Source organism: Clostridium sp. UBA5119, from assembly GCF_002414285.1.
GTDB lineage: Bacteria > Bacillota > Clostridia > Clostridiales > Clostridiaceae > Clostridium_J > Clostridium_J sulfidigenes.
This window is the reverse complement of sequence record NZ_DHYX01000063.1, coordinates 17584-39184: the sequence shown is the minus strand read 5'-3', so window position 1 is coordinate 39184 and position 21601 is coordinate 17584. Positions and strand designations below refer to the sequence as shown.

The 21601-nt window shown below is 30.0% G+C and carries 19 protein-coding genes and 1 other annotated feature; of the genes, 13 read left to right on the top strand and 6 right to left on the bottom strand.

The features are described 5' to 3' along the window. The first annotated feature begins 54 nt into the window (after positions 1–54). A complete protein-coding gene (locus B2671_RS10355) occupies positions 55–1446 on the top strand; it encodes an MATE family efflux transporter (RefSeq protein ID WP_346870343.1) in 1392 nt (463 codons plus the stop codon). Between the two features lie 59 nt (positions 1447–1505). Here B2671_RS10355 and greA read toward each other — a convergent pair whose 3' ends face one another. Together greA and B2671_RS10345 are read right to left on the bottom strand one after the other, a co-directional pair. Next, positions 1506–1976 carry a transcription elongation factor GreA gene (gene greA / locus B2671_RS10350; protein ID WP_346870342.1) on the bottom strand — a complete coding sequence of 157 codons (471 nt, stop codon included), beginning with the start codon at positions 1974–1976 and terminating at the stop codon, positions 1506–1508. Positions 1977–2214: 238 nt separating this feature from the next. Next, the gene (locus tag B2671_RS10345) at positions 2215–3324 is read right to left on the bottom strand and encodes a DUF3298 and DUF4163 domain-containing protein (RefSeq protein ID WP_346870341.1); all 1110 of its coding nucleotides are present in this window, start codon (positions 3322–3324) and stop codon (positions 2215–2217) included. A 585-nt stretch (positions 3325–3909) separates the two neighbouring features. Between B2671_RS10345 and B2671_RS10340 the strand changes: the two genes are divergently transcribed. The 4 genes from B2671_RS10340 to B2671_RS10325 all read left to right on the top strand — a co-directional run bounded on the left by B2671_RS10340 (position 3910) and on the right by B2671_RS10325 (position 7883). Further along, the gene (locus B2671_RS10340; RefSeq protein ID WP_346870340.1) at positions 3910–4590 is read left to right on the top strand and encodes a uracil-DNA glycosylase; all 681 of its coding nucleotides are present in this window, start codon (positions 3910–3912) and stop codon (positions 4588–4590) included. 116 nt (positions 4591–4706) lie between these two features. Next, a complete protein-coding gene (locus tag B2671_RS10335; RefSeq protein WP_346870339.1) occupies positions 4707–5180 on the top strand; it encodes a C-GCAxxG-C-C family (seleno)protein in 474 nt (157 codons plus the stop codon). Between the two features lie 15 nt (positions 5181–5195). Continuing rightward, positions 5196–6140: a TDT family transporter gene (locus tag B2671_RS10330; protein WP_346870338.1), complete on the top strand. Its 945-nt coding sequence runs from the start codon at positions 5196–5198 to the stop codon at positions 6138–6140. A 351-nt stretch (positions 6141–6491) separates the two neighbouring features. Next, positions 6492–7883 (top strand): amino acid permease, encoded by a 1392-nt coding sequence (locus B2671_RS10325; RefSeq protein ID WP_346870337.1) that lies wholly within the window; start codon positions 6492–6494, stop codon positions 7881–7883. Between the two features lie 95 nt (positions 7884–7978). Here B2671_RS10325 and B2671_RS10320 read toward each other — a convergent pair whose 3' ends face one another. Together B2671_RS10320 and B2671_RS10315 are read right to left on the bottom strand one after the other, a co-directional pair. Next, on the bottom strand, positions 7979–9757 hold the full coding sequence (locus B2671_RS10320) for a M3 family oligoendopeptidase (RefSeq protein ID WP_346870336.1): 1779 nt from the start codon (positions 9755–9757) through the stop codon (positions 7979–7981). 227 nt (positions 9758–9984) lie between these two features. Continuing rightward, the gene (locus tag B2671_RS10315; RefSeq protein ID WP_346870335.1) at positions 9985–10311 is read right to left on the bottom strand and encodes a CGGC domain-containing protein; all 327 of its coding nucleotides are present in this window, start codon (positions 10309–10311) and stop codon (positions 9985–9987) included. A 305-nt stretch (positions 10312–10616) separates the two neighbouring features. Between B2671_RS10315 and B2671_RS10310 the strand changes: the two genes are divergently transcribed. The 6 genes from B2671_RS10310 (at position 10617) to B2671_RS10285 (ending at position 15485) form a co-directional block, all read left to right on the top strand. Continuing rightward, a complete protein-coding gene (locus B2671_RS10310) occupies positions 10617–11636 on the top strand; it encodes an ABC transporter substrate-binding protein (protein ID WP_346870334.1) in 1020 nt (339 codons plus the stop codon). Positions 11637–11897: 261 nt separating this feature from the next. Next, a complete protein-coding gene (locus B2671_RS10305; RefSeq protein WP_346870333.1) occupies positions 11898–12665 on the top strand; it encodes an ABC transporter ATP-binding protein in 768 nt (255 codons plus the stop codon). After that, complete coding sequence (locus B2671_RS10300; protein ID WP_414632080.1) at positions 12652–13446, top strand: ABC transporter permease; 795 nt, start codon at positions 12652–12654, stop codon at positions 13444–13446. Before B2671_RS10305 ends, B2671_RS10300 begins: the two co-directional genes overlap by 14 nt. A gap of 134 nt (positions 13447–13580) precedes the next feature. After that, on the top strand, positions 13581–14117 hold the full coding sequence (locus B2671_RS10295; protein WP_422653237.1) for a DMT family transporter: 537 nt from the start codon (positions 13581–13583) through the stop codon (positions 14115–14117). Then, positions 14110–14508, top strand: coding sequence for a DMT family transporter (locus tag B2671_RS10290; protein ID WP_346870363.1), 399 nt, complete (start codon positions 14110–14112; stop codon positions 14506–14508). The genes B2671_RS10295 and B2671_RS10290 overlap by 8 nt, the downstream gene beginning before the upstream one ends. Positions 14509–14543: 35 nt before the next feature. Further along, positions 14544–15485, top strand: coding sequence for a C39 family peptidase (locus tag B2671_RS10285; protein WP_346870331.1), 942 nt, complete (start codon positions 14544–14546; stop codon positions 15483–15485). Between the two features lie 74 nt (positions 15486–15559). Here the strand turns inward: B2671_RS10285 and B2671_RS10280 are convergent, their stop codons facing one another. After that, positions 15560–17233, bottom strand: coding sequence for a M4 family metallopeptidase (locus B2671_RS10280; protein ID WP_346870330.1), 1674 nt, complete (start codon positions 17231–17233; stop codon positions 15560–15562). A gap of 364 nt (positions 17234–17597) precedes the next feature. Between B2671_RS10280 and B2671_RS10275 the strand changes: the two genes are divergently transcribed. Next, positions 17598–18929 carry a helix-turn-helix transcriptional regulator gene (locus tag B2671_RS10275; protein WP_346870329.1) on the top strand — a complete coding sequence of 444 codons (1332 nt, stop codon included), beginning with the start codon at positions 17598–17600 and terminating at the stop codon, positions 18927–18929. 3 nt (positions 18930–18932) lie between these two features. After that, entirely contained in the window at positions 18933–19064 is a 132-nt protein-coding gene (locus B2671_RS10270) for a hypothetical protein (protein ID WP_346870328.1), read from the top strand. Between the two features lie 142 nt (positions 19065–19206). On the opposite strand, the gene thrS is transcribed toward B2671_RS10270, so the two are convergent. Beyond that, on the bottom strand, positions 19207–21129 hold the full coding sequence (thrS, locus tag B2671_RS10265; protein ID WP_346870327.1) for a threonine--tRNA ligase: 1923 nt from the start codon (positions 21127–21129) through the stop codon (positions 19207–19209). 153 nt (positions 21130–21282) lie between these two features. Continuing rightward, positions 21283–21531: a binding site (T-box leader), on the bottom strand. Positions 21532–21601: the final 70 nt, after the last annotated feature.

Below are 21601 nucleotides of genomic sequence, written 5' to 3'. Positions count from 1 at the left end.
AATATTAATAAGCAATTAATAGCATAAAATTTTATAGTGGTGGGGATTGATATTATGGAGAAAAGAATAGACTTAACAGAAGGGTCTATAAGTGGAAAGCTAGTTAAATTAGCTCTTCCTATTATGGCAACTTCATTTATCCAAATGGCATACAATCTAACAGACATGCTTTGGGTTGGAAGAATAGGAAGTACAGCAGTAGCAGCAGTAGGAACAGCAGGTTTTTTTAGTAATTTAGCTGCAGCTCTTACCATGATAGCTAAAGTAGGTGCAGAGGTAAAAGTATCCCAAAGTTTGGGACGTAAAGATGAAAAAGCTACAAGAAATTATATTGTTAGTGCTTTACAAATTAATATAGTATTATCTTTAATCATGGGAATAATAATATTATTATTTAGGAGTAAGTTTTTAGCATTTTTTCAATTAGAAAATATGAAAGTTATATCCATGGCAGAGACTTATCTAGCTACAATAGCTATGGGGATGGTTATAACAAATTTAATACCAGTACTAACAGCAATATTTAATGGAGCAGGTAACAGTAAGACACCCTTTATTATTAACACTGTTGGTTTAGTAGTTAATATAGTATTTGACCCAATTTTAATTTTTGGTATGGGACCTATTCCAAAGATGGGAGTTTTAGGAGCAGCCTTAGCAACCATAGGGTCACAAAGTATAGTTGTAACTTGTTTCTTAATATCTATTTTAAAGAGTAAAGAAAAATATTTGAAATTTACTCTATTAAAGAAACCTGATTTTAGAGCTATAAAAACTATATGTAAATTAGGAATTCCATCAGGAGCTCAAACTGGACTATTTACTGTTTTTTCTATTTTAATAGCAAGGGTAATAGCTGGATCTGGCGAAGTTGCTATAGCAGTACAAAAAGTAGGAGTTCAAATTGAAGCAATAACTTGGATGACTGCAGGTGGATTTTCAACAGCCCTTAGTTCTTTTGTAGGACAAAATTATGGAGCTAAAAAATACGATAGAATTAAGGAAGGCTATAAAGCTACTATTTTAATAGCAGGTGTAGTTGGAATTTTAGCCACTCTAGTATTAATAATAGGTGGAAAAGGAATTTTTTCAGTATTCATAAAAGAAGAAGAAGCTATAAGATTAGGCACAGATTATTTAAGAATCCTTGGATATTCTCAATTATTTATGTGCATTGAAATTACAACGGTAGGAATGTTCAATGGTTTAGGACGAACATATATACCTGCAGCTGTAAGCATCATACTAACAGGACTTAGAGTTCCAGCATCTATGATATTATCATCACCAAACCTTTTAGGCATAGATGGAGTTTGGTGGAGCATTAGTATGAGTAGTGTACTTAAAGGAATAACTATTGTGATGATTCTATATTACATGACTAAGAAGAAGAATTTTTTACTAGATAATACATCTGAAGATAATATATCTGTAGAAGTGATTTAATACAAAGTAGAAGGCTGTGTCAAAATGAGATTTAGATTATTTTGACATAGCCACTTTTATTATTTTATCATTTGGAGCTTTTCTATGATTACACTATAACAGCCATCTGGAGATGTAACTTCTACTTTTTCACCTAAGTTTCTTTTGTATAACGATTTCCCTAAAGGACACTCTATGCTAATTTTATTATTAAGAGGATCTGCTTCAACAGTGGTTACCATGGTGAAATTTTCTTCCTCATCATCATCTAGAAATCTTAGAGTTACAATTTTTCCAACACCAACCTGATTTTCTGATGTGTAATCATTTATTATTTTTGCCGTTTTAATCATTTTTTCTAGATATCCCATACGTCTATTATTGTCAGCTCTGTTCTTTTTAGCTGCTTTATATTCGAAATTTTCACTTAAGTCTCCATGAGCTCTAGCTTCTTTTAATTCTTCATTTATCTGAAATCTAACTACATTTTTTCTATGTTCAAGTTCATCTTTTAGAATTTGAAGTGATTTTTCAGTGAGATAGTTATACATAATTTAAAACCTGCCTTCTAAACTAAATTATATTTATATAATACTATTATACAGCTAAAGATATTAATACAATATATTCTTTTAAATAATATGACTTAGTTAAAGGCTCTATTGAAAATTACAGTGATAGAACATATAAAATTTAAGAATAAATTAAGAAAAGGACTTATTTCAAATTATTTAAAATAAGTCCTACTTTATAATTAATTTATTAAGTGTTAAATATTATAGTTATTCGTTAACGGAACTGAGTTTGAATAAGTCGAACTAGCGGGCTTTCTTGATGTAAAATGTTGGAAAGTTCATTATAAAGAATAGTAATTCTAAATAATCCGCTAGAGGCTGGTGTAAATTCATCAACTTGGTAATATAATACTAAGCCTTCAGGAGTTAAATAGAATTTTTGAGTATCTGTAACTCCTGTATATGGGGTAGTGAAATTTACATTCATTTCATTAGCTTTTTGTGTAGCTATATCACTAACAATTTCAGTATAGTTCATGCTACTATTAAATAAGTTACCAAAGTCATAGACCTCTCCAGTATTAACATCCATAGTTAAAGAAGTAAATAAAGTACTTCCAGTTGGATTATCTTCAGTTTCTGTGTACAAAGACATTACTATACTTAATAGACCGTCGGAATTTAGCGGAACTTCATAAGCACTTTCTACTGTTGTAAAGTTCACTTTTTCAGGAACTAAAACTTCATTAAGCCATAAAGAATTCAATGAATCAATAATTTCTTGATTCACTACACTAGTAGCATCTTCATTTCCATTATTTTGAATAAATGGATATTCAAGTTTGAATTGTGAAGGTGATAATACTTGAGTTTCTAAGGTAGGCGTAAGATTATCTTCTGGTGGGGTATAACGTCTACCAAAGCATTCAAAGTAATCTATTCTGTTTAAGCTTATACCAAAGTAAACCCATCTCCAACCAGTCCATCTAAATCCATAGGCAGTTCGTCTATCTACATTAATAAGCCACGCCCAAAAAGAATTTCCATTACGAAGCCATATATATACAAATTGGAATCTACAAGGTCTTATAGATCCGGGGGATACAGCTTTAGTCTGTGGTCCTGAAGAAAATGATTTCTTAGGCGTCATATTTGGGGGAGGTCCTGGAGGTCCTCCAGATTGTGGACCTGAAGGTGAACCAGGTTGTGATACTGGAGGTCTTGGTGGTTGATTCCATGGTGGTGCTGATTGGCTAGGACCTCCTGGGAAAAATGGAGGTACTATTCGTTCATCATAGCATTTTTCGCTGTCTTCTTCGTCATATAAGTATCTATTAGTATTAAAATCTTGTAAGTTAATATCATAAGGTTTCCTAATGAACATAACATGCTCCTTAATATTATTACATTATTATAGTATACAATTTAAAGTGGAATGTGATTTTAAAAATAAAAAATTATTTAATAAATACATAAAAAAATTACTTGGTGACATAATATTATCATACCAATAAAATCATTATTTGTTTTGTAGTAAGTTTTCATGCCTTTGAAGGTTTTATTGATTTCATAGAAACGAAAATTTGAAGGAGGAATAGNNGTGAAGAATGTTTATCAATCTACACATATAGCTACTAACCCCAAAACAAAGCAGCAACTAAGGAAATTTAAAGAAGAATTTTCTGAAGAAATATCATGGGATAAGGAACGGGGTAATTACCGGAAATAATATCATGATAGTATAATGATTTTATTGTTATAATAAATGGTGAAAGCCTTTCTGCAAAGTAGCAGAAGGGCTTTCTTTATCCGACGACTATTAACTGTAATACTCACATTTTCTTTAAATTGGAGTAAAGCTCCCTCTAAAGCAAAGAATTCTGTTTATAAGAGTCATTGACATAAAAGCTTTTATAAGTAATTATATAAATATAATTACATAAGTAATCAATGGAAAGGATGATTAACAATGGTTAATATAGGGAACTCTTGGGATGAAAAGTTAAAAGGAGAGTTTGATAAGCCTTATTACATGAAATTAAGACAATTTTTGATTAGTGAATATAAAACTAGAAATATATTCCCAGATATGAATAATATTTTTAATGCCCTTAAATATACATCTTATGAGGATGTTAAGGTAGTAATATTGGGTCAAGATCCATATCATGGAGCTGGTCAGGCACATGGATTATCTTTTTCAGTTCAACCTGGAGTTAGAATTCCGCCATCTCTTTTAAATATGTATAAAGAATTGAAAAATGATTTAGAATGCTATATTCCTAATAATGGGTACTTAGTTCCTTGGACAAAACAAGGAGTACTACTTTTGAATGCTGTGCTTACAGTAAGAGAAGGTGAGGCCAATTCACACAAAAATAAGGGCTGGGGAAATTTTACTGATAGAATAATAACATTATTAAATGAAAGGGAGAAGCCTATAGTATTTTTATTATGGGGAAATAATGCAAAGGAAAAAATGAAGTTTATTACAAGTCCTAATCACTGTATTTTAACTTCAGTACATCCAAGTCCTTTATCTGCAACTAGAGGATTTATGGGATGTAAGCATTTCTCTAAGACTAACGATATATTAAAATCTTTTGGACAAAAGGAGATTGATTGGCAAATACCTAATATTAATTCATAGCCTATTTGAAATTCAAATGGATAAAATATAACTATTTAATATTATAATTATTAAAGTTTATTTATTAGCAAATAGTTATAATGAAGATGAATTAAATATGAAAGAGGGTATATGCAATGATTGAAAAAATTAGTGTGAAAAAGGTTAGAGAGGTTGCAGAAGAACATTTCAGAAAAGGTGAGTTTTATTGTTCAGAAGCAATAGTTGCATCTATTAAAAGTAACTTTGAAGTAGACATGCCAGATGAAATGATTGCCATGGCTTCTGGATTCCCAGTAGGTATTGGAAAATCAAAATGTACATGTGGAGCTGTTACAGGAGCTGTTTTATGTCTTGGATACTTTTTTGGAAGAACTAAAGGAAGTAATCCTCAAGATCCCAAGAGTGTTAAAGCTTTACAGTTAGCCTATGAATTACAAGATAGTTTTAAACAAAAGCATAAATGTTTATGTTGCAGTGTTCAAACTAAAGGTATGGATATGGCATCTGGTGAGCATAAAGCACAATGCATAAGATTTACTGGAGAAATGGCAGAGAAGGCTGCAGAAATTATTGTAAGAGAATTAAATATTGAAAATATTGATGAATAGTTGAGGAATATGAGTATGAACTATATAAAAAAAATACCACTACCTATGGCAGCCGTAATGCTTGCTTTAGCTTCATTAGGAAATTTATTATCATCATACAATATAGTATTTAAAAATATCCTAGGAGTGATATCTGCAATAATACTAATACTTATTACAATAAAGATTATAATTTGTTGGAAAGGTGTAAAAGAAGAAATAAATAATCCCGTTATTGCAGCAGTTATACCTACTTACTCCATGGGAGTTATGCTTTTATCTGCATATTTAAAGGAAATATCTTATACACCTGGAGCTATTCTATGGTGGATTGGAGTACTAATACATATAGGCCTAATAATATTTTATACTAAAAACTTTATATTTAAATTTGATATTAAGAAGATGTTTCCAAGTACATTTATTGTTTATGTGGGAATAGGTGTAGGTGGAATAACTGCGCCAGCATTTAAATTAGCTCAACTAGGACAAGCTTTTTTCTGGATTGCCTTTATTTCACTTATTATATTAGTTCCTATTTTAGGTTATAGAACCTTTATAGTAAAGGGAATTCCAGAACCAGCCCTTCCAACTACAGTAATATTTGCAGCTCCAGCTGCGCTTACACTTGCGGCATATTTAAATTCTTTTCCAGAAAAGAATATTAATATGGTCATGTTTTTAGCAGTATTGGTAATGGTATTATATATATGTGGAATAGTGTATCTTGTACAGGGGTTAAGACTTAAATTTTATCCCAGTTATGCTGCATTTACATTCCCTATGGTAATAAGCGCAATTGCAATGAAGGGTACTAATGGATTTTTGATTAAAGCTGGAAAAGAAATTTCTTGGCTGAAATATGTAGTTAAATTTCAAGAGGTAATTGCAACTGTTATAGTATTATATGTGCTTATAAGATTTTTAATGTTTATACTAAAAAAGGATACAGTTAAAGTAAATACTACAATATCAAGATAATTTAAATATTAATTTTAAATAAACTCTATGGAGAAGATTTCTTCATAGAGTTTTGTTCCTTATTAATAAAAATTAATGGTGTATTTTATGAAGAATTTTATATAGAAAGTAGAAAATATATTATTGATAAAAATTCATTTAATACAATATTGTTCACAATAAACATTAAACATACAATCTGCGTATAAATATCGATAAAATCTCCTTAAAAATAATAAAAAATTATTTAAAAATAGGTTGATTTTTGTAATCGATTAAATTAAACTAGATAATTGAGTGGAAATTTAATGTCTAAGGTTTCTAAAAGTAAATTAACTGCTTTTAAATGAAATCAATTATAGGGGGAAAAAAATGGCTAAAAAAGACGGAATACAAACTGATGCTTCATTAAAGAGAGATCTTGGACTAGCTGCAGCTACAGCTATCGTAGTTGGAAATGTAATAGGTTCAGGAATTTTTATGTCACCGGCAAGTTTCGCAAGAGTAACAAACCCGAAAGTAGCTATACTAGCATGGGTTTTAACTTCAATAGGATCATTACTTATTGCTTTAAGCTTTGCTAATTTAGGATCAAAAATGCCTAAAACTGGAGGTCCTATTGTTTATACAAGAGCTGCCTTTGGCGATTTTGCAGGTTTTCTAATTGCATGGTCCTTTTGGATAGGTGCGTGGGTAGGAAATGCTGCTATAATTACAGCATTTATGAGTTATTTTACATACTTTGTTCCAGCTGCAAACAATCCACTAGCAGCATTCTTGATATCTTCTTCAGTGGTATGGATATTTACATTAATAAATATATATGGTGTAAAATATGTTGGAAAAATAGGAGTTATATCAACGGTATTAAAAATTGCAGTACTTGTAGTATTTATTGTAATTGCGGCACTAAATTTTGATCCAAGCTATATGAAGACTGTATCTAGTCCAGAAGTAAGCGGGATGGGAACATTACCATCAGCTATAGCTATAGCACTATGGGCTTTTGTAGGATTAGAAAGTGCTACAGTAGCAGGTGGAGAAATAAAAGATCCAGAGAAGAATATCAAAAAAAGTACTATATATGGAATATTAATAGTGTCTGCTATATATATAGTAATGAGTATTGTTTCTATGGGTGCTATGGATCAATCAGCTCTTGCAAACTCAGATGCACCACTAGCAGATATTATAAAAAAAGCTACAGGGGCTTCATGGGGGGGCACTTTCATAGCAGCTGGTGCATTAATTTCTACTTTAGGAGCAACTTCCGGATGGCTATTAACAACAGCTAGAAGTGCTGTTGGAGCAGCTGAAGATGGATTATTCCCAGCAATATTTAAGCGTATAAATCCTAAATTTAATACTCCAGTAGCATCTCTTGTTATAGGAAGTGTATGCATGAATTTACTATTAATAATGAACTATGTAGGGTCTCTTAGAAGTGCCTTTGACTTTATGATATTACTAGCTACATTATCATTCTTACCAGCATATACATTCTCAGCCGCTGCTGAAATAGTATTACTATGTAAGAAATCAAAAGATTTTAGCTTTATAAACTTCTTAAAGAGTTCATTCTTCTCATTACTTGCATTTGCTTATTCTATATATGCTATATATGGAACAGGAGCTGATGTAGTAATGTATGGATTTATCTTAATGCTTGTGGGAATACCAATATATGTTTACATGATGCTTCAGAAAAATAAAGAAGATAAGAATATAGATAAAATAAGAGAAGCTGCAGGCTTAGAGAAATAGTATAGATTTTACTAATTTACTAAATGTGCAAAATAACAACAGTCTGATTTAAAATAATTTAAAGCAGACTGTTTTCTTAAATTTATAATACAAGCTTAACTATTATATTTTAAGAATAGATTGATGTCTTCTTCTATCATTTTTAAAGAGGTTATCCAAAAGTCTTTAGAAGAGATATCAATATTCATTATTTTAGCTATATCGCTTAAAGAATTTTTCCCTGTTGCTGAAAGAAGGGTTTTATATTGTTCTGGGAAGGAATCGCCCCTCTTTAAGTATTCTGCATAAAGACCTTTTGCAAATAATTGACCAAAAGCATAAGGAAAGTTATAGAAATTATTTTCAGCATAATAGTAATGAGTTTTACAAGCCCACATGTATGGATGAAGGAAGTTAGAATCAAGGCCATCTCCATAAGCTTCTTTTTGAGCATTAATCATTATTTCATTTAAATCTTTTACACTAAGAGAACNNGAACCTTCTTTTCTTGTTTTAAATAATTCACTTTCAAATAGAAATCTGCTATAAATATCAACTATAACTTGAGTACAATCACTAATTTCAGTTTCTAAGATAGAGAAAGCTTCTTCTTTAGTAGCTGTTTTAATAGCTGCTTTTTTTACTATAGTCTCACAGAAGTTAGAAGCTGTTTCTGCTATTGGCATAGGATAATGTGCATTTAATATACTTTCATTATTAAGGCAATATCCATGATACCCATGACCAAGTTCATGGGAAAGGGTAACTACATCACTAAAGGTATTACCATAGTTTAATAACACCCTACTCTCACCTACATGAGGAAGTCTAGAGCAAAATGCACCTCCTACCTTTCCTTCTTTAGGTAAAACATCTATCCATGATTTTTCCATGGCATTTTTAGCGAAATCTGATAAGTCATCACTAAAGGTTCTAAAATTATCAATTACACACTTATATCCATCTTCATAGGTGTAAGTCATATCAGCATTACCCATAGGCGCAAATAAATCATAAAATGGTAGACCATTTTTATGACCTAAAAGTTCCCCTTTTCTTTTGAGATACTTTCTAAATATAGGTAGATATTCTTTAATAGCGTCTAGCATAGAGTCTAAAATTTTTCTATCCATCCTTGAATTAAAAAGAGTCTTATCTAGTGGAGAAGGAAACCCTCTCATATCACAAAGTGTTATAACTTCACCCTTTATTCCATTAATAGCAGCAGCCATACCATCATGAATTTTTTCATAAGCATTAATTTCAGCCTCATAAGCTTTTCTTCTAATAGTTGAGTCAGCTTCATAAGCCATGTTTCTAATCATAGATAAAGGTAGTTGTTTATTTTTTCCATATAGTTCTATATCAACCATAAGGCCAGAGGTTAGCACATTTTTAAGTTTGCACCAAGCATCTGATCCAGTATTTTTCATTTTTGCTATTATAGCTTCTTCTTTATCACTTAGCATATATTTTGAATTTTCTGCCTTTTCTTTAAGAAAAAAATTATGGTCACTAAGTAATCTAGAACCTTGAATTATTTTATCTAAATCTTTAAGATTTCCAATCCATTTTGTAATTTTAGCTTCACTTTCAGCTAGATTACTAATTTTAGAAGAAAGAATATCATCATATTTTAAAGCAGCTGAATTTTTGGTATCTACACTAAGAGTTAAGTGAACCATGCTACCTAATTTCCTTGCTAGAGTTTTTAATTCTATATTCATAGATATGAAATTTTCTAACAACTTATCAGGTGAATCTGTACTATCAATAATGTTATTAGTAGTAGTTATGAAATTTTCTATAAGTACATCGAGCTTATTCAAATCCTCTTTAAATTCATTGCATTCAAAGGAAGAATAAAGCTCTTTAAGACTCCAATTGAGTTCCAAATTTATCATCTCCTTGTATATTTTAACACTATTATAACATAAAAATACAACATAGTTAAATTTGTAAATAAATATAACTATATAGATAATAAAATAAATTAGAGTTATTATTTAATAAGATAAATCATATAAACATAGAAGTGACCAATTGAAATTTTATCTACTGGTCACTTTTATTATTATTAATGAATTTTAATTCATTTATTCAAATTATGTAATAAATTTGATTACCTATGAGTGCCATGAATGACATTGAATCCATGATTTTTTAGAAGCACTTCATGTTTATTATAATTATCACACTCAACCTTTATACAAAGAGCTATATGAATGGTACTAACCTTTTTTCTTTTAAGTTGTTCTATTTTATGATTCCAATCTTCTTCACCTAATATAGTTTTATTACAACCGCTGCAATAGAAGAAGCTTGATAATATAGGTTTTGAATTTTCATACTTTTGAAACGCATCAGTTAAAGTATTATAGGCATCAAAACATCCAGTTCCAGAACATTGACCCACTAATTTTCTACATGCCATTATTGCTATAGACATATAAATCCCCCTTTATGCAATGTAAAATGAATAGAATATATAAATTTAATACTAAACATAAAATACATTTTAAGTATATAGATTTATGACCATTATTAAGTTTCATAGTGCTACACTAGGATACTAACATGAGTTATAATACATGTCAAATATCACAGTATTTATAATTTATACAAATATACTTTTTTAATATAAGTAATTATTAGTTATAAACTTTAGTTAGCAAAAATCATTATTCTACATATTATAGAGTATGAGAAGTGAAGTGTTAAACTGGATTGCTAATATTATTCTAGGAGGAAATTATGAGAAAGAAAACTATTAAGTTATTAAGTGTTCTAATTTGTGCATTTATATGTGTTGGATTATTTACAGGATGTAATAAAAATAAGATATCAGACAAAGAAAATCAAGGAAATAAAGATAAAATAACAACTATACGACTTAATGAAGTAACTAGATCCATTTTTTATGCACCAATGTATGTAGCAATTAGTGAGGGATTCTTTGAAGAGGAAGGAATTGAGATTGAACTTTCCACAGGCCAAGGTGCAGATAAAACTATGCAACAACTTATTAGTGGAAGTGTTGATATTGGATTCTCAGGACCAGAGCAAGTAATGTATATTTATAATCAAGGTANNCAGTTAACTCAAAAGGACGGATCATTCTTAGTATCTAGAGAAAAACATAGTGAGTTTTCATGGCAAGACATTAAAGGAAAGACAGTTGTAGGAGGAAGACCGGGTGGAGTACCTGAAATGGCTCTTGAGTATGTATTAAAAAATGAGAATATTGACAAAGAAAAGGACTTAAATTTAGTTACTAATATAGCATTTGATGCAGTTCCAGGAGCATTCAAAGGCGGTACTGGAGACTATGCTGCAATATTTGAACCAACTGCTAGTGTAATAGCAAATGAAATAAATGGATCTGTAGTAGCATCTATTGGAGAAAGCGCTGGAAACCTTCCGTATACATGTTTTTATACTATTCAATCTTATATTAATGAGAATGAAGATTTGTTAGTAAGATTTGTTAAGGCTATTCAAAAAGGCCAGGAGTGGGTAATGTCTAATAAGGATACTACAGTTGCCACTTCTATAAAAGAGTTCTTTCCAGGAACAAATGAAGAAGTAATAGCAACAGTTGTGAGGAATTATAAAAAAATAGAAGCCTATGCTAAAACTCCAACAGTAAGCGAAGAGGATATGAATAGATTAATGGATATTATAGAATCCTATGACTCTGAGCTTCTAACTAAAAGACCACCATTTAAAGATATAGTTAATAATTCAATTAGTGAAAAGGCAATGAAGAAATAAAGAAAAATGATTTTTAAGCATAATTGAAATCTATAGATTGTATATACAAATAAATAATTTTTAAGGAACATGTCTTTAGGATTTTAAAGGCATATTCCTTTTATTTATATAAGGTATAAGTTTTATTATCAACATTTATTATAACCTCATATATTAGTACTATAAAATATTAAAGAACTTTAAAGCTAAGGATTATAAGTAATTATAGAAAAGAAATTAGAAAACTAAGAAGATAAAAAATAAAGATATGGAGATGGAGATATGAATACAATTGAAATAAAGAATGTTTACATGAATTATCATACACTATCTGCAGAGACTGTTGCATTAAAAGATATTAACTTCACAGTAAACGGTGGAGAGTTCGTAAGTATAGTTGGACCTTCAGGATGCGGGAAATCCACACTTTTAAATATAGTATCTGGGCTTATTGAAGCTTCATCAGGAAATATATTAGTTGATGGACGTGTTCAAGAAGGGTACTCAGATAAAATTGGATACATGTTTCAAAAGGATCAACTTTTTGAATGGTTAACGGTATTGCAGAATGTAAGTATAGGATTAAAAATTAAAAAGATGATGAATGATGATGCGAAAATAAAATTAGAGAAATTATTAAAAAACTATAATCTATGGGAGTTTAAGGATCATTATCCAAGACAGTTATCAGGCGGCATGAGGCAAAAAGTTGCTTTAATTAGAACCCTAGCTTTAGACCCAGAAGTTCTACTTTTAGATGAACCATTTTCAGCCTTAGATTATCAAACTAGACTCAATGTAAGTGATGAAATATATGAAATAATTAAAAATGAAGGTAAAACAGCCATTATGGTCACCCATGACATTTCAGAGGCTGTGTCTATGTCATCTAGGATAATAGTTTTATCAAAAAGACCAGCGGTAATAAAGAAAATTATAAAGATAGAATTTGATGGAGAAAATCTAACTCCTTTAAAGTGTCGTGAACACAGTAAGTTTAGAGTATATTTTAATGATATATGGAAGGAGATGGATTATGATGATAAGTAAGGAACATGAAGAATATTTAAAGAAGGTAAAAAGAAACAGAAGAAAGATTATTTTTACTAGAATACTTATATTAGTTGCATTTTTTCTTCTTTGGGAGGTATTAGGCAATTTAAAGATTATTGACCCGTTTTTAACCAGTACACCATTAAGAATGTTTAAGAGCTTTATGAAGTTGTATAATGAGGGAGCTTTAATTAATCATATAACAATAACTTGTTTTGAAACTATAATTGGATTTACCTTAGGAACCTTTTTAGGGACTATAATTGCAATAATGTTGTGGTGGTCAGACTTTCTTTCCAATGTTTTAGATCCATATATTGTAGTACTAAATGCACTTCCTAAAGTAGCTTTAGGACCTATAATAATATTCTGGGCAGGGAATGGAATGAAGGCAATTATAATCATGGCATTGTTAATTTCCATAATTTCTACAATAATAAGTATACTTTCAGGATTTAGAGAAGTAGAAGAAGATAAAATAAAACTCTTAAAGACTTTTGGTGCGTCAAAGTTTAAAATTTTAACTAACTTAATCATTCCTGCTACGACACCAACTTTTATATCTGCACTAAAGATTAGTGTAGGACTTTCTTGGGTAGGAGTTATAATGGGAGAATTTTTAGTAGCAAAAAAAGGACTTGGTTTCTTAATAGTATATGGAGGACAAGTAGCACAATTAGATATGGTAATGATGAGTGTGGTTATTCTCTCAATAATTGCTTATTTAATGTATGAAGTAGTTCATTATTTTGAAAAAAAATATGCCACAAAGTTATAAAATAAAAAATAATCCATTACATTTATAAGATTTTAATAAGTGTAGTGGATTTATTATATCAATATAAGATGCTAGAGTATAATAAATGTTTATATTAATAATAGAAATAGTACAAGATTATGATATAATTAAGCATGCGGATAGGGGGAAAAATTATGAAGACAAAAAAAGCATTAGCGTACATAACGTTAATAGGTGTAGTGGTAGCTTGGGGAATTTCTTTTGTTAGTATAAAAGTAGTATTAGATGCATTTTCACCTGTAGCAATGGCCTTTGTTAGGTTTTTTATTGCCACTGTAACACTTATTATAATAAAACAATTTACAAATAAGGAGAAAGTTAATAAAGAAGATTATGCAAGATTGGCTGTTAGTGGAATTTTTGCTATCACCTTATATTTCTTCTTTGAAAATAATGGTATATTAAGAGTGTCTGCTAATTCAGCATCCATAATAGTAGCTACTTTACCTGTAGCAGCAATAATAGCAGATAAAATATTTTATAAAACAAAGATATCTAGATTAAGTGTAATTGGTATTATAGTATCTATATTTGGAATTTATTTAGTTATAGGAAAAGATGTATTAGGAGGGTCTTTATCAGGATATCTTTATATGTTTGGTAGTGTAATAGCATGGTGTGGATATTTAATAATTANNACCTCTGTTTAAAAAATATTCTAACATAACCATTACAACCTATCAGTCTATTTTTGGTACACTAGCATTTATACCATTATTACCTTTTGAAACTATAAACTTCCAGATGATTAATGGTAATATAATTTTAAATCTTTTATTTTTAGCATTAATATGCTCTTCTTTTGGAAACTTTGGATATAATTTTGCGTTTAAGGAATTAGATGTAGGTATATCTACTTTATTCTTAAATCTATGTCCTGTAGTTACATTTATATTTAGCTTCTTTATACTTGGAGAAACTTTGAGATTTAGTCAAATAATAGGTTCAATAATTATTATAGCAGCTGTATATATTGCAACTAAACCACCTAAAGTACAATCAGAACTTGACGATAATATTAAAAAGGTGGATTTTAATTAATAGTCCATAGGAGTTGTATACGAGGAGGGAGTACTATGAAAAGGCTTTTTACATTGTTTATATTAGCACTTTCCTTTGTAGCATTAGTAATTACATTTAACATATATATTTGTGAAAGCAAAAAGGTTAGTGCTCTTCAAGATCATATGAGTTTTTTAGCTAGCAAGGGCAATGTTAGTTATATAAGTTCAGAGGAAGAAGCTAGGCTTGAGAAGGAAGAAAAGAGAAGGAAAAAAGAAGAAGAAAAGGCAGCAAAAGAAGAAGCTAAAAGAAAAGCTAAGGAAGAAGCAGAAGCTAAAAAAGCTGAAGAAAAGCGATTAAAAGAAGAGGAGCTTCAGAGAAAGAAAGATGAATTAGAAAAAGCATTAAATGCATCAAAGCAAATAAATCTAGATGTAGCTATAATTAATCAGTTGCCAGAATATAAAAATGGATGTGAGGCAACATCTTTAACTATGATGCTAAATTATGCAGGAGTTAACGTTAGTAAGGATTCTGTAATTGGAAAAGTAAAGAGAGATTCAACTCCAATCAAATATGACTCAAAAGGTAGTATAATAGAATGGGGAAATCCGAAGAAGGGATTCGTTGGAGATATAACAGGGAAAACTCCTGGATATTCTATAGATCCTGTGGCTCTTGCACCAGTAATAAATGAATACTTACCAGATAAAGCACTAGATTTGACGGGATGTGATTATGGTGAGTTGGAAAATGTACTGTCAAGTGGAAGACCAATTGTAGTGTGGATAACATCTACTTTTAAAGAACCAAAAGTCTCTCATACTTGGACCAGTAATGGAACGATTATAAATTCTTATTTTACTCAACATGCAGTATTAATTACAGGGATGGATGAGAATTCAATATATTATAATGATCCTTTAACTGGAGTTAAAAATGCAAAGGTTGATAAAAGCACATTTAAGTTAGTATGGACTAAGATGGGTAAAAAGGCATTATCCTATTATAAATAAAAACAAAATAAAAAACTCTATATCTAATCATAATACTAGATATAGAGTTTAAATTTTTATAAATAGGTGTACTGCTAGTTACCTAGAATTCCAACTGATGTTAAAGCATTAGATACGGCTTGTACTTCAATTGAATTAGCTCCATATAAGTCTGTAGCAGCTTGTATTAAACCAAGTCTTGCTTGAGAGAAGTTTGTAGTAGAGTTAAAATAAACAGTTAATGCTCTATAATATATACGAGCAGTTTTTTCACAGCCTATATTTTGAGCAACTAAATAAGCGGCTTTATTCGGAATCCCAGAGTTGATGTGAACTCCACCCCAGTCTCCAGATTGTGTGTTTGGTAGATTTTGATAATTATTCATGTGAGCAGGTTGATCATATAGTGTTGGATTTGCTAAGCTTCTTAACGCATCTCCTGATACTTTTGGAGTATAAATTTCATCTCCAACTACCCAATCAGAAGAATTGAATGTCCATTGACCACCATTTGCAACGTTGTACTTGTCGTAGGTTTGTACTAAAACACCTAGAACATCTGACATAGATTCGTTTAATGCTCCAGATTGGTATTCATAAGCGAGGTCTGCAGAATTTGAAGTTACTCCATGAGTCATTTCGTGAGCAACTACATCAAGATCTCCTGATAATGGTGCAAAATAGGAGCCATCACCATCACCATAAACCATCTTATATCCATTCCAAAAGGCATTATTATAACGAGAGCCGTAGTGTACAACAGAAGTTAAGGACATGCCTCTATTATCTAAACTATTCCTATTAAATAAATCTTTATAAAAATCATATACAACTTCTGCATAACTATGGGCGCTTACTGCGGCTTTATCAGAAACTGTAGTACTAGAACTTGTCATTAACGTACCAGTTGTTGTAGTTCTATAGTTAGCTGTATAAGTGTTTATAGTTCCAGTCATAGGTTTAGTGGTATCTTTTAATTGATATGAGTTAGTTTTATTTTGGTATAAATTTAACTCTCTAGTAGTACCATTTACAGCAATGCCTGTACCAGTAACTGGACCAGCTTCTCTTATTAAACTTTCTGTTTTTATAATATCACCACTATAAACATCTACAAATATTTCCCAACTTTCCACTTCAGGAAGATCATAAGCAAGGTTTATTTTATAAACTTCATAAGCATTTTTATCGTCGAAGTATATATAATTTTCAGCTCTGACTTCTTCTGTTAATTCAGTAAATGTCTTAGAAGCTTTAGCTATTTCTATAGCTTTATCTGCAGTAAGGGGTTTATTATTCTTTTTAGTTACTGAGGATATTCTATTTTCTAAAGTTCCTGTTAGTCCAGTAATAGTACCATTTTTATCAAAATGTGCAGTTATAGTTTTTCCATAAACTTTTTTTCCTTCAAAGGTTTGCTGAAGTTTTATATGGGTAAATCCTAAATCATCTTGTTCAGCAGTGATAAGAGAAAAGTTATTTTTAATATTTTTCATATTGAATAGTGACATATTTTCATTTAAGAAATCAATAACACTACTAGAAGATGGATTAACAGTTTCAGATAGGATACCGCTTATAAATAGTTTCATTCCATCTTTGTTATCAATGTGAACTTTCTCCTTACCTTTGTTTAAATTTTTGAATTCCTTTAAGATATCTGCTTTATTTTTTGTAGGTTTTTCTAAGCCTTGTACATTTACAGGTTGAAAAGTGAAGGTTGCAGCTAAAGCTACAGTTGCAAGAATTGAGATTAGTTTTTTGTTCATAAAATCATCCCCTTATTAATATTATACTTTTATTATATATTTTTGTATCAAAAATGCTATAAAAAGTTTAAGTCAAATTACTTTAACAGTTTACAGTGAAACAATGAATATTACATATTGTATCTCGAAAAATGTAGTATCCTGTAAATAAATTTTTATTTTCAGCTTAAAATTTTATGAAGATATAAAAAAAGAATATATTTTTATGGAATAATATGTATTTGAGATACATATTATATATAAATGTAGTATCCAATTTATTGTAGTATGAATTTAAAAATGATATGATTTAAGATGAAGTAGAAAATAATAAATTAAAACTTAGGTATAGAAGGGGTTTAATAAGAAGGCTATGGAGAAAAGTGTGGAGTTTTTAAGTGGAAATAAAAAAATAAAGTTATTAAGAAAACAACTAAAAATGACTCAGCAAGAATTTCAAGATTCTCATTTTACCAGAGGATATTTAGGTTTGTTGGAGAATGGAAGAAGGAATATTACATTACAGGCATCAACGACTATTGCTGAAAAGTTTATGAAAAAAGCTAAAGAATTAAATATTGAATTAGAGCTAGAAGAAGATTATTTTTCAAGAAGTGTAGAAGAGGATGCTAAATTATATTGCGAAAAAATCCTTAAAAATGATTTATCTATGGATGAGTTAAACCAAATTATGAATATTGGAGAAAGATATAACTTAAACTCAATTGAAGCCAAGGTGTACAGAAGAAGGGGAGATCTTTATTTTGAAGAAAATCAATATCTAGAAGCCTATAAAAATTATTTTTATTCTATGGATATTTTAAGGGGTGAAGAACTAAATATTGAAATATGTTACGTTTATAATAGATTAGGGTACTCTAAATCACTACTTCTTGATTATGAAGAGGCTATTGTATATTTTAATAAAGCTATATATAATGCAGAGATGTTTAAGGATGAAAAGGTTTTAAGGTATGCTACATATAATTTATCAGTAGCATATAGCTGTATAAATAAATTTCATGAAGCTATAGATATTATAAATAAATTTATCAATAGGATTGAGTTTGAAAAAGAATTTTTAAATTATGTTTATGTAAATATATTAAAGGCCAACTGTTATGAAGGATTAAATGAAATAGATAATGCAATTACAATACTTCAGGAATTAATTGAAATAGTAAAGGAAAGAAACGATAAGGAAAGCACTAAGCTATTAGGACTCATATATAACAATCTAGGTTCCTTATATAGACGAGAAGAAAGATTATCCAAGGCTTTAGATTACTATAATAAGTCTCAACAAATTAGGAATAAGGTTGATAATAAAAATGTATCTCACACTTTAATTGAAAAAGCTAATATTTATGTTAGTAAAAAGCTTTATGACGAGGCTATAATGATAATAGAACTGGGCATTGAAAAAGCTAACGAATATAATGATTATGAGTATATATTTAAGGGATATGAACTTCTTGAGAAAATTTACTGTGAATTAAATATGAAAGAAGAATTAGAAAAGGTTATAGAAGCTGCTATTGGGGTTTTGAAAAATACTAATAATTCAGATTTGAAGATAAAATATTATACTAAACTTCAAGAACTTTATTTTAAAAATAAAGAATATGAAAAGGCAGAAAAGTGTTTATATATGATACAAAGTTTATTGCAATCTGTTTCCTTCAATGATAAAATATGTATAAAGGAGGTGCTTTGATAAATGAGTAAGTTCTGTAAAAAAATGTGTGTACTAGGAGTTTTTGTTTTGCTATGTGCAACAGTTATTGGTATTCCTAAAAATGGGGAACATCCACCATTCTTAGGAAGTGTTAGCTCAAGTGAATTACTATAGTTTATAGTTAATGAAAGTGGCTATTTTAATATGGAGCTATCTATTTTAAAATAGCTCTTTTTACATATAGAGTTAAAAATTAGTATAATAAAAGGACTGAGATTTTCTCAGTCCTTAGTTACATTAAAGTCTGTTTACTCTATTATCTTTCTTTACTCTCAATTTCTTTGACAATTCTTTCGATGAAGTTATCTATAAAAATTGAACCCTCATCTCCATTTTTACGGCTTCTTACTGCAACTTCTTTATTTTCAGCTTCTTTCTCTCCTACAACTAAGATATAAGGAGCTCTTTCATTACGTGCTTCTCTAATCTTATAACCAATTTTTTCTGCTCTGTAATCAACTTCAACCCTAATATTATTTTTCTTAAGTTCAGCATAAACTTCATCAGCATAGTCATGATACTTCTCAGAGATTGGAAGTAGTTTAACTTGAACTGGTGCAAGCCATACTGGGAATGCTCCTGCATACTTTTCAATAAGAAGGGCAAGCGTTCTTTCATAGCAACCAATAGAAGTTCTATGAATAACATATGGATATTTTTCTTGACCATCCTTATCTACATAAGTCATTCCAAATCTTTCAGCAAGAGAGAAGTCTATTTGAGCTGTANNACCATGAACATTTTTAATCTGAAGATCAAGTTTAGGACCATAGAAGGCAGCTTCACCAACAGCTTCAGTATATTCAATTCCAAGATGATTTAAGATTTCTCTCATCTTATTTTGAACTGCATTCCAAGCTTCAGGCTCTCCAATATATTTTTCTTTATTATTTTCATCCCATAGAGATAATCTATAACTAATATCTTCTCTAAGACCTAGAGTATCAAGCATATAGTTAATCAAGTCAACTACCCCTTTAAACTCATCTTCAAGTTGATCTGGTCTACATGCAAGGTGACCTTCAGAAATTGTAAATTGTCTTACACGAATTAATCCATGCATTTCTCCAGAAGATTCATTTCTAAATAATGTAGAAGTTTCAGCATATCTTAGAGGTAAGTCTCTATAACTTTTAGATTCAGCTTTATAAACTGTGAATTGAAATGGACAAGTCATAGGTCTTAATGCAAATACTTCATTATCCTTTTCTTCATTACCTAGTACAAACATTCCTTCTTTATAATGGTCCCAGTGTCCAGATATTTTATATAAATCACTTTTAGCCATTAATGGTGTTTTAGTTAAAAGGTAGCCTCTTTTTTGCTCTTCATCTTCAACCCATCTTTGAAGAAGTTGAACAATTCTAGCACCCTTAGGCATTAGAAGAGGTAGACCTTGACCTATTGGTTCAGAAGTAGTAAATAACTTTAGTTCTCTTCCAAGCTTATTGTGGTCACGTTTTTTAGCTTCTTCTACAGCCTCTAGGTATTCATCTAGTTCTGCTTTTTTTGTAAAGGCAGTTCCATAAATACGAGCAAGCATTTTATTTTTTTCGTTTCCTCTCCAATAAGCTCCTGCAAGTTTAGTTAACTTGAAAGCTTTCACTGGTTTTGTAGTCATTAAGTGAGGACCAGCGCAAAGGTCAGTAAACTCACCTTGTTTATAGAAAGTTATGATTTCGCCTTCTGGTAGATCTTCTATAAGTTCTACTTTATAAGGTTCATCTTGTTCCTTCATAAATTTAATCGCTTCTTCTCTTGGAAGTTGAAAACATTCAATTGATAAATCTTCCTTAACTATTTTTTTCATTTCAGCTTCTATTTTATCTAAATCTTCGTTAGAAAATCCGCCTTCAAGGTCGAAGTCATAGTAGAAGCCATTATCTATAGCAGGTCCTATAGCAAGTTTCGCTTCAGGAAATAGTCTTTTAACAGCTTGTGACAATATGTGAGCAGCTGTATGTCTAAAAGCTCTTCTACCTTCATCCTCATTAAAAGTTAAAATATTCAATTCACAATCCTCTTTAACTATATAACGAAGGTCTACAGTTTTTCCATTTACTGTTCCAGCTGTAGCTACTCTAGCAAGTCCTTCAGAAATACTTTTTGCAATTTCAATAATACTCATTTCATTTTCTAATTCTTTAACTGATCCATCTTTTAAAGTAATTTTAATCATTTAAAAATCTCCCTTCTATACTTAATATTCTAGCCAAAAACTTTAAGTGAGAGTCCAAATCTTTTATTTGGTTCCTCGAACTGACTTCATCCAACCTATGTGAAATGGAGTTTCATCTTATATAAAATAAAAAACTCGTCACTTTTCATAAAGAAAAGGGACGAGGTATACCCGTGGTTCCACCCAAATTGTCCTTAAACTTATTAAAATTAGATTATAAAGATAACTAATTTAACAAAGTGATATAAAGGACCACTTTAAAAACTATAACGTAGTTAACGGACTTTATTAGAGTCACTCAGAGGTGGTCTTCAACATGATTTATTTAAAAGCAATTTCAGCTACTATGCTTTCTCTCTGTAAATAAAGTGACATATCTACTGTCCTCTTCATTGCGATAATATTATTAATTACTATTCTATTATATCATAAATTTTGAGTTATGATGCAGAAATTATTAACTTTATTTTAG

Bases quoted from the DNA above. Each gene is read 5' to 3' on its own strand.
- B2671_RS10355 (WP_346870343.1), top strand. From the start codon at position 55: ATGGAGAAAAGAATAGACTTAACAGAAGGGTCTATAAGTGGAAAGCTA.
- greA (WP_346870342.1), bottom strand. From the start codon at position 1,976: ATGTATAACTATCTCACTGAAAAATCACTTCAAATTCTAAAAGATGAA.
- B2671_RS10345 (WP_346870341.1), bottom strand. From the start codon at position 3,324: ATGTTCATTAGGAAACCTTATGATATTAACTTACAAGATTTTAATACT.
- B2671_RS10340 (WP_346870340.1), top strand. From the start codon at position 3,910: ATGGTTAATATAGGGAACTCTTGGGATGAAAAGTTAAAAGGAGAGTTT.
- B2671_RS10335 (WP_346870339.1), top strand. From the start codon at position 4,707: ATGATTGAAAAAATTAGTGTGAAAAAGGTTAGAGAGGTTGCAGAAGAA.
- B2671_RS10330 (WP_346870338.1), top strand. From the start codon at position 5,196: ATGAACTATATAAAAAAAATACCACTACCTATGGCAGCCGTAATGCTT.
- B2671_RS10325 (WP_346870337.1), top strand. From the start codon at position 6,492: ATGGCTAAAAAAGACGGAATACAAACTGATGCTTCATTAAAGAGAGAT.
- B2671_RS10315 (WP_346870335.1), bottom strand. From the start codon at position 10,311: ATGTCTATAGCAATAATGGCATGTAGAAAATTAGTGGGTCAATGTTCT.
- B2671_RS10305 (WP_346870333.1), top strand. From the start codon at position 11,898: ATGAATACAATTGAAATAAAGAATGTTTACATGAATTATCATACACTA.
- B2671_RS10300 (WP_414632080.1), top strand. From the start codon at position 12,652: ATGATGATAAGTAAGGAACATGAAGAATATTTAAAGAAGGTAAAAAGA.
- B2671_RS10285 (WP_346870331.1), top strand. From the start codon at position 14,544: ATGAAAAGGCTTTTTACATTGTTTATATTAGCACTTTCCTTTGTAGCA.
- B2671_RS10280 (WP_346870330.1), bottom strand. From the start codon at position 17,233: ATGAACAAAAAACTAATCTCAATTCTTGCAACTGTAGCTTTAGCTGCA.
- B2671_RS10270 (WP_346870328.1), top strand. From the start codon at position 18,933: ATGAGTAAGTTCTGTAAAAAAATGTGTGTACTAGGAGTTTTTGTTTTG.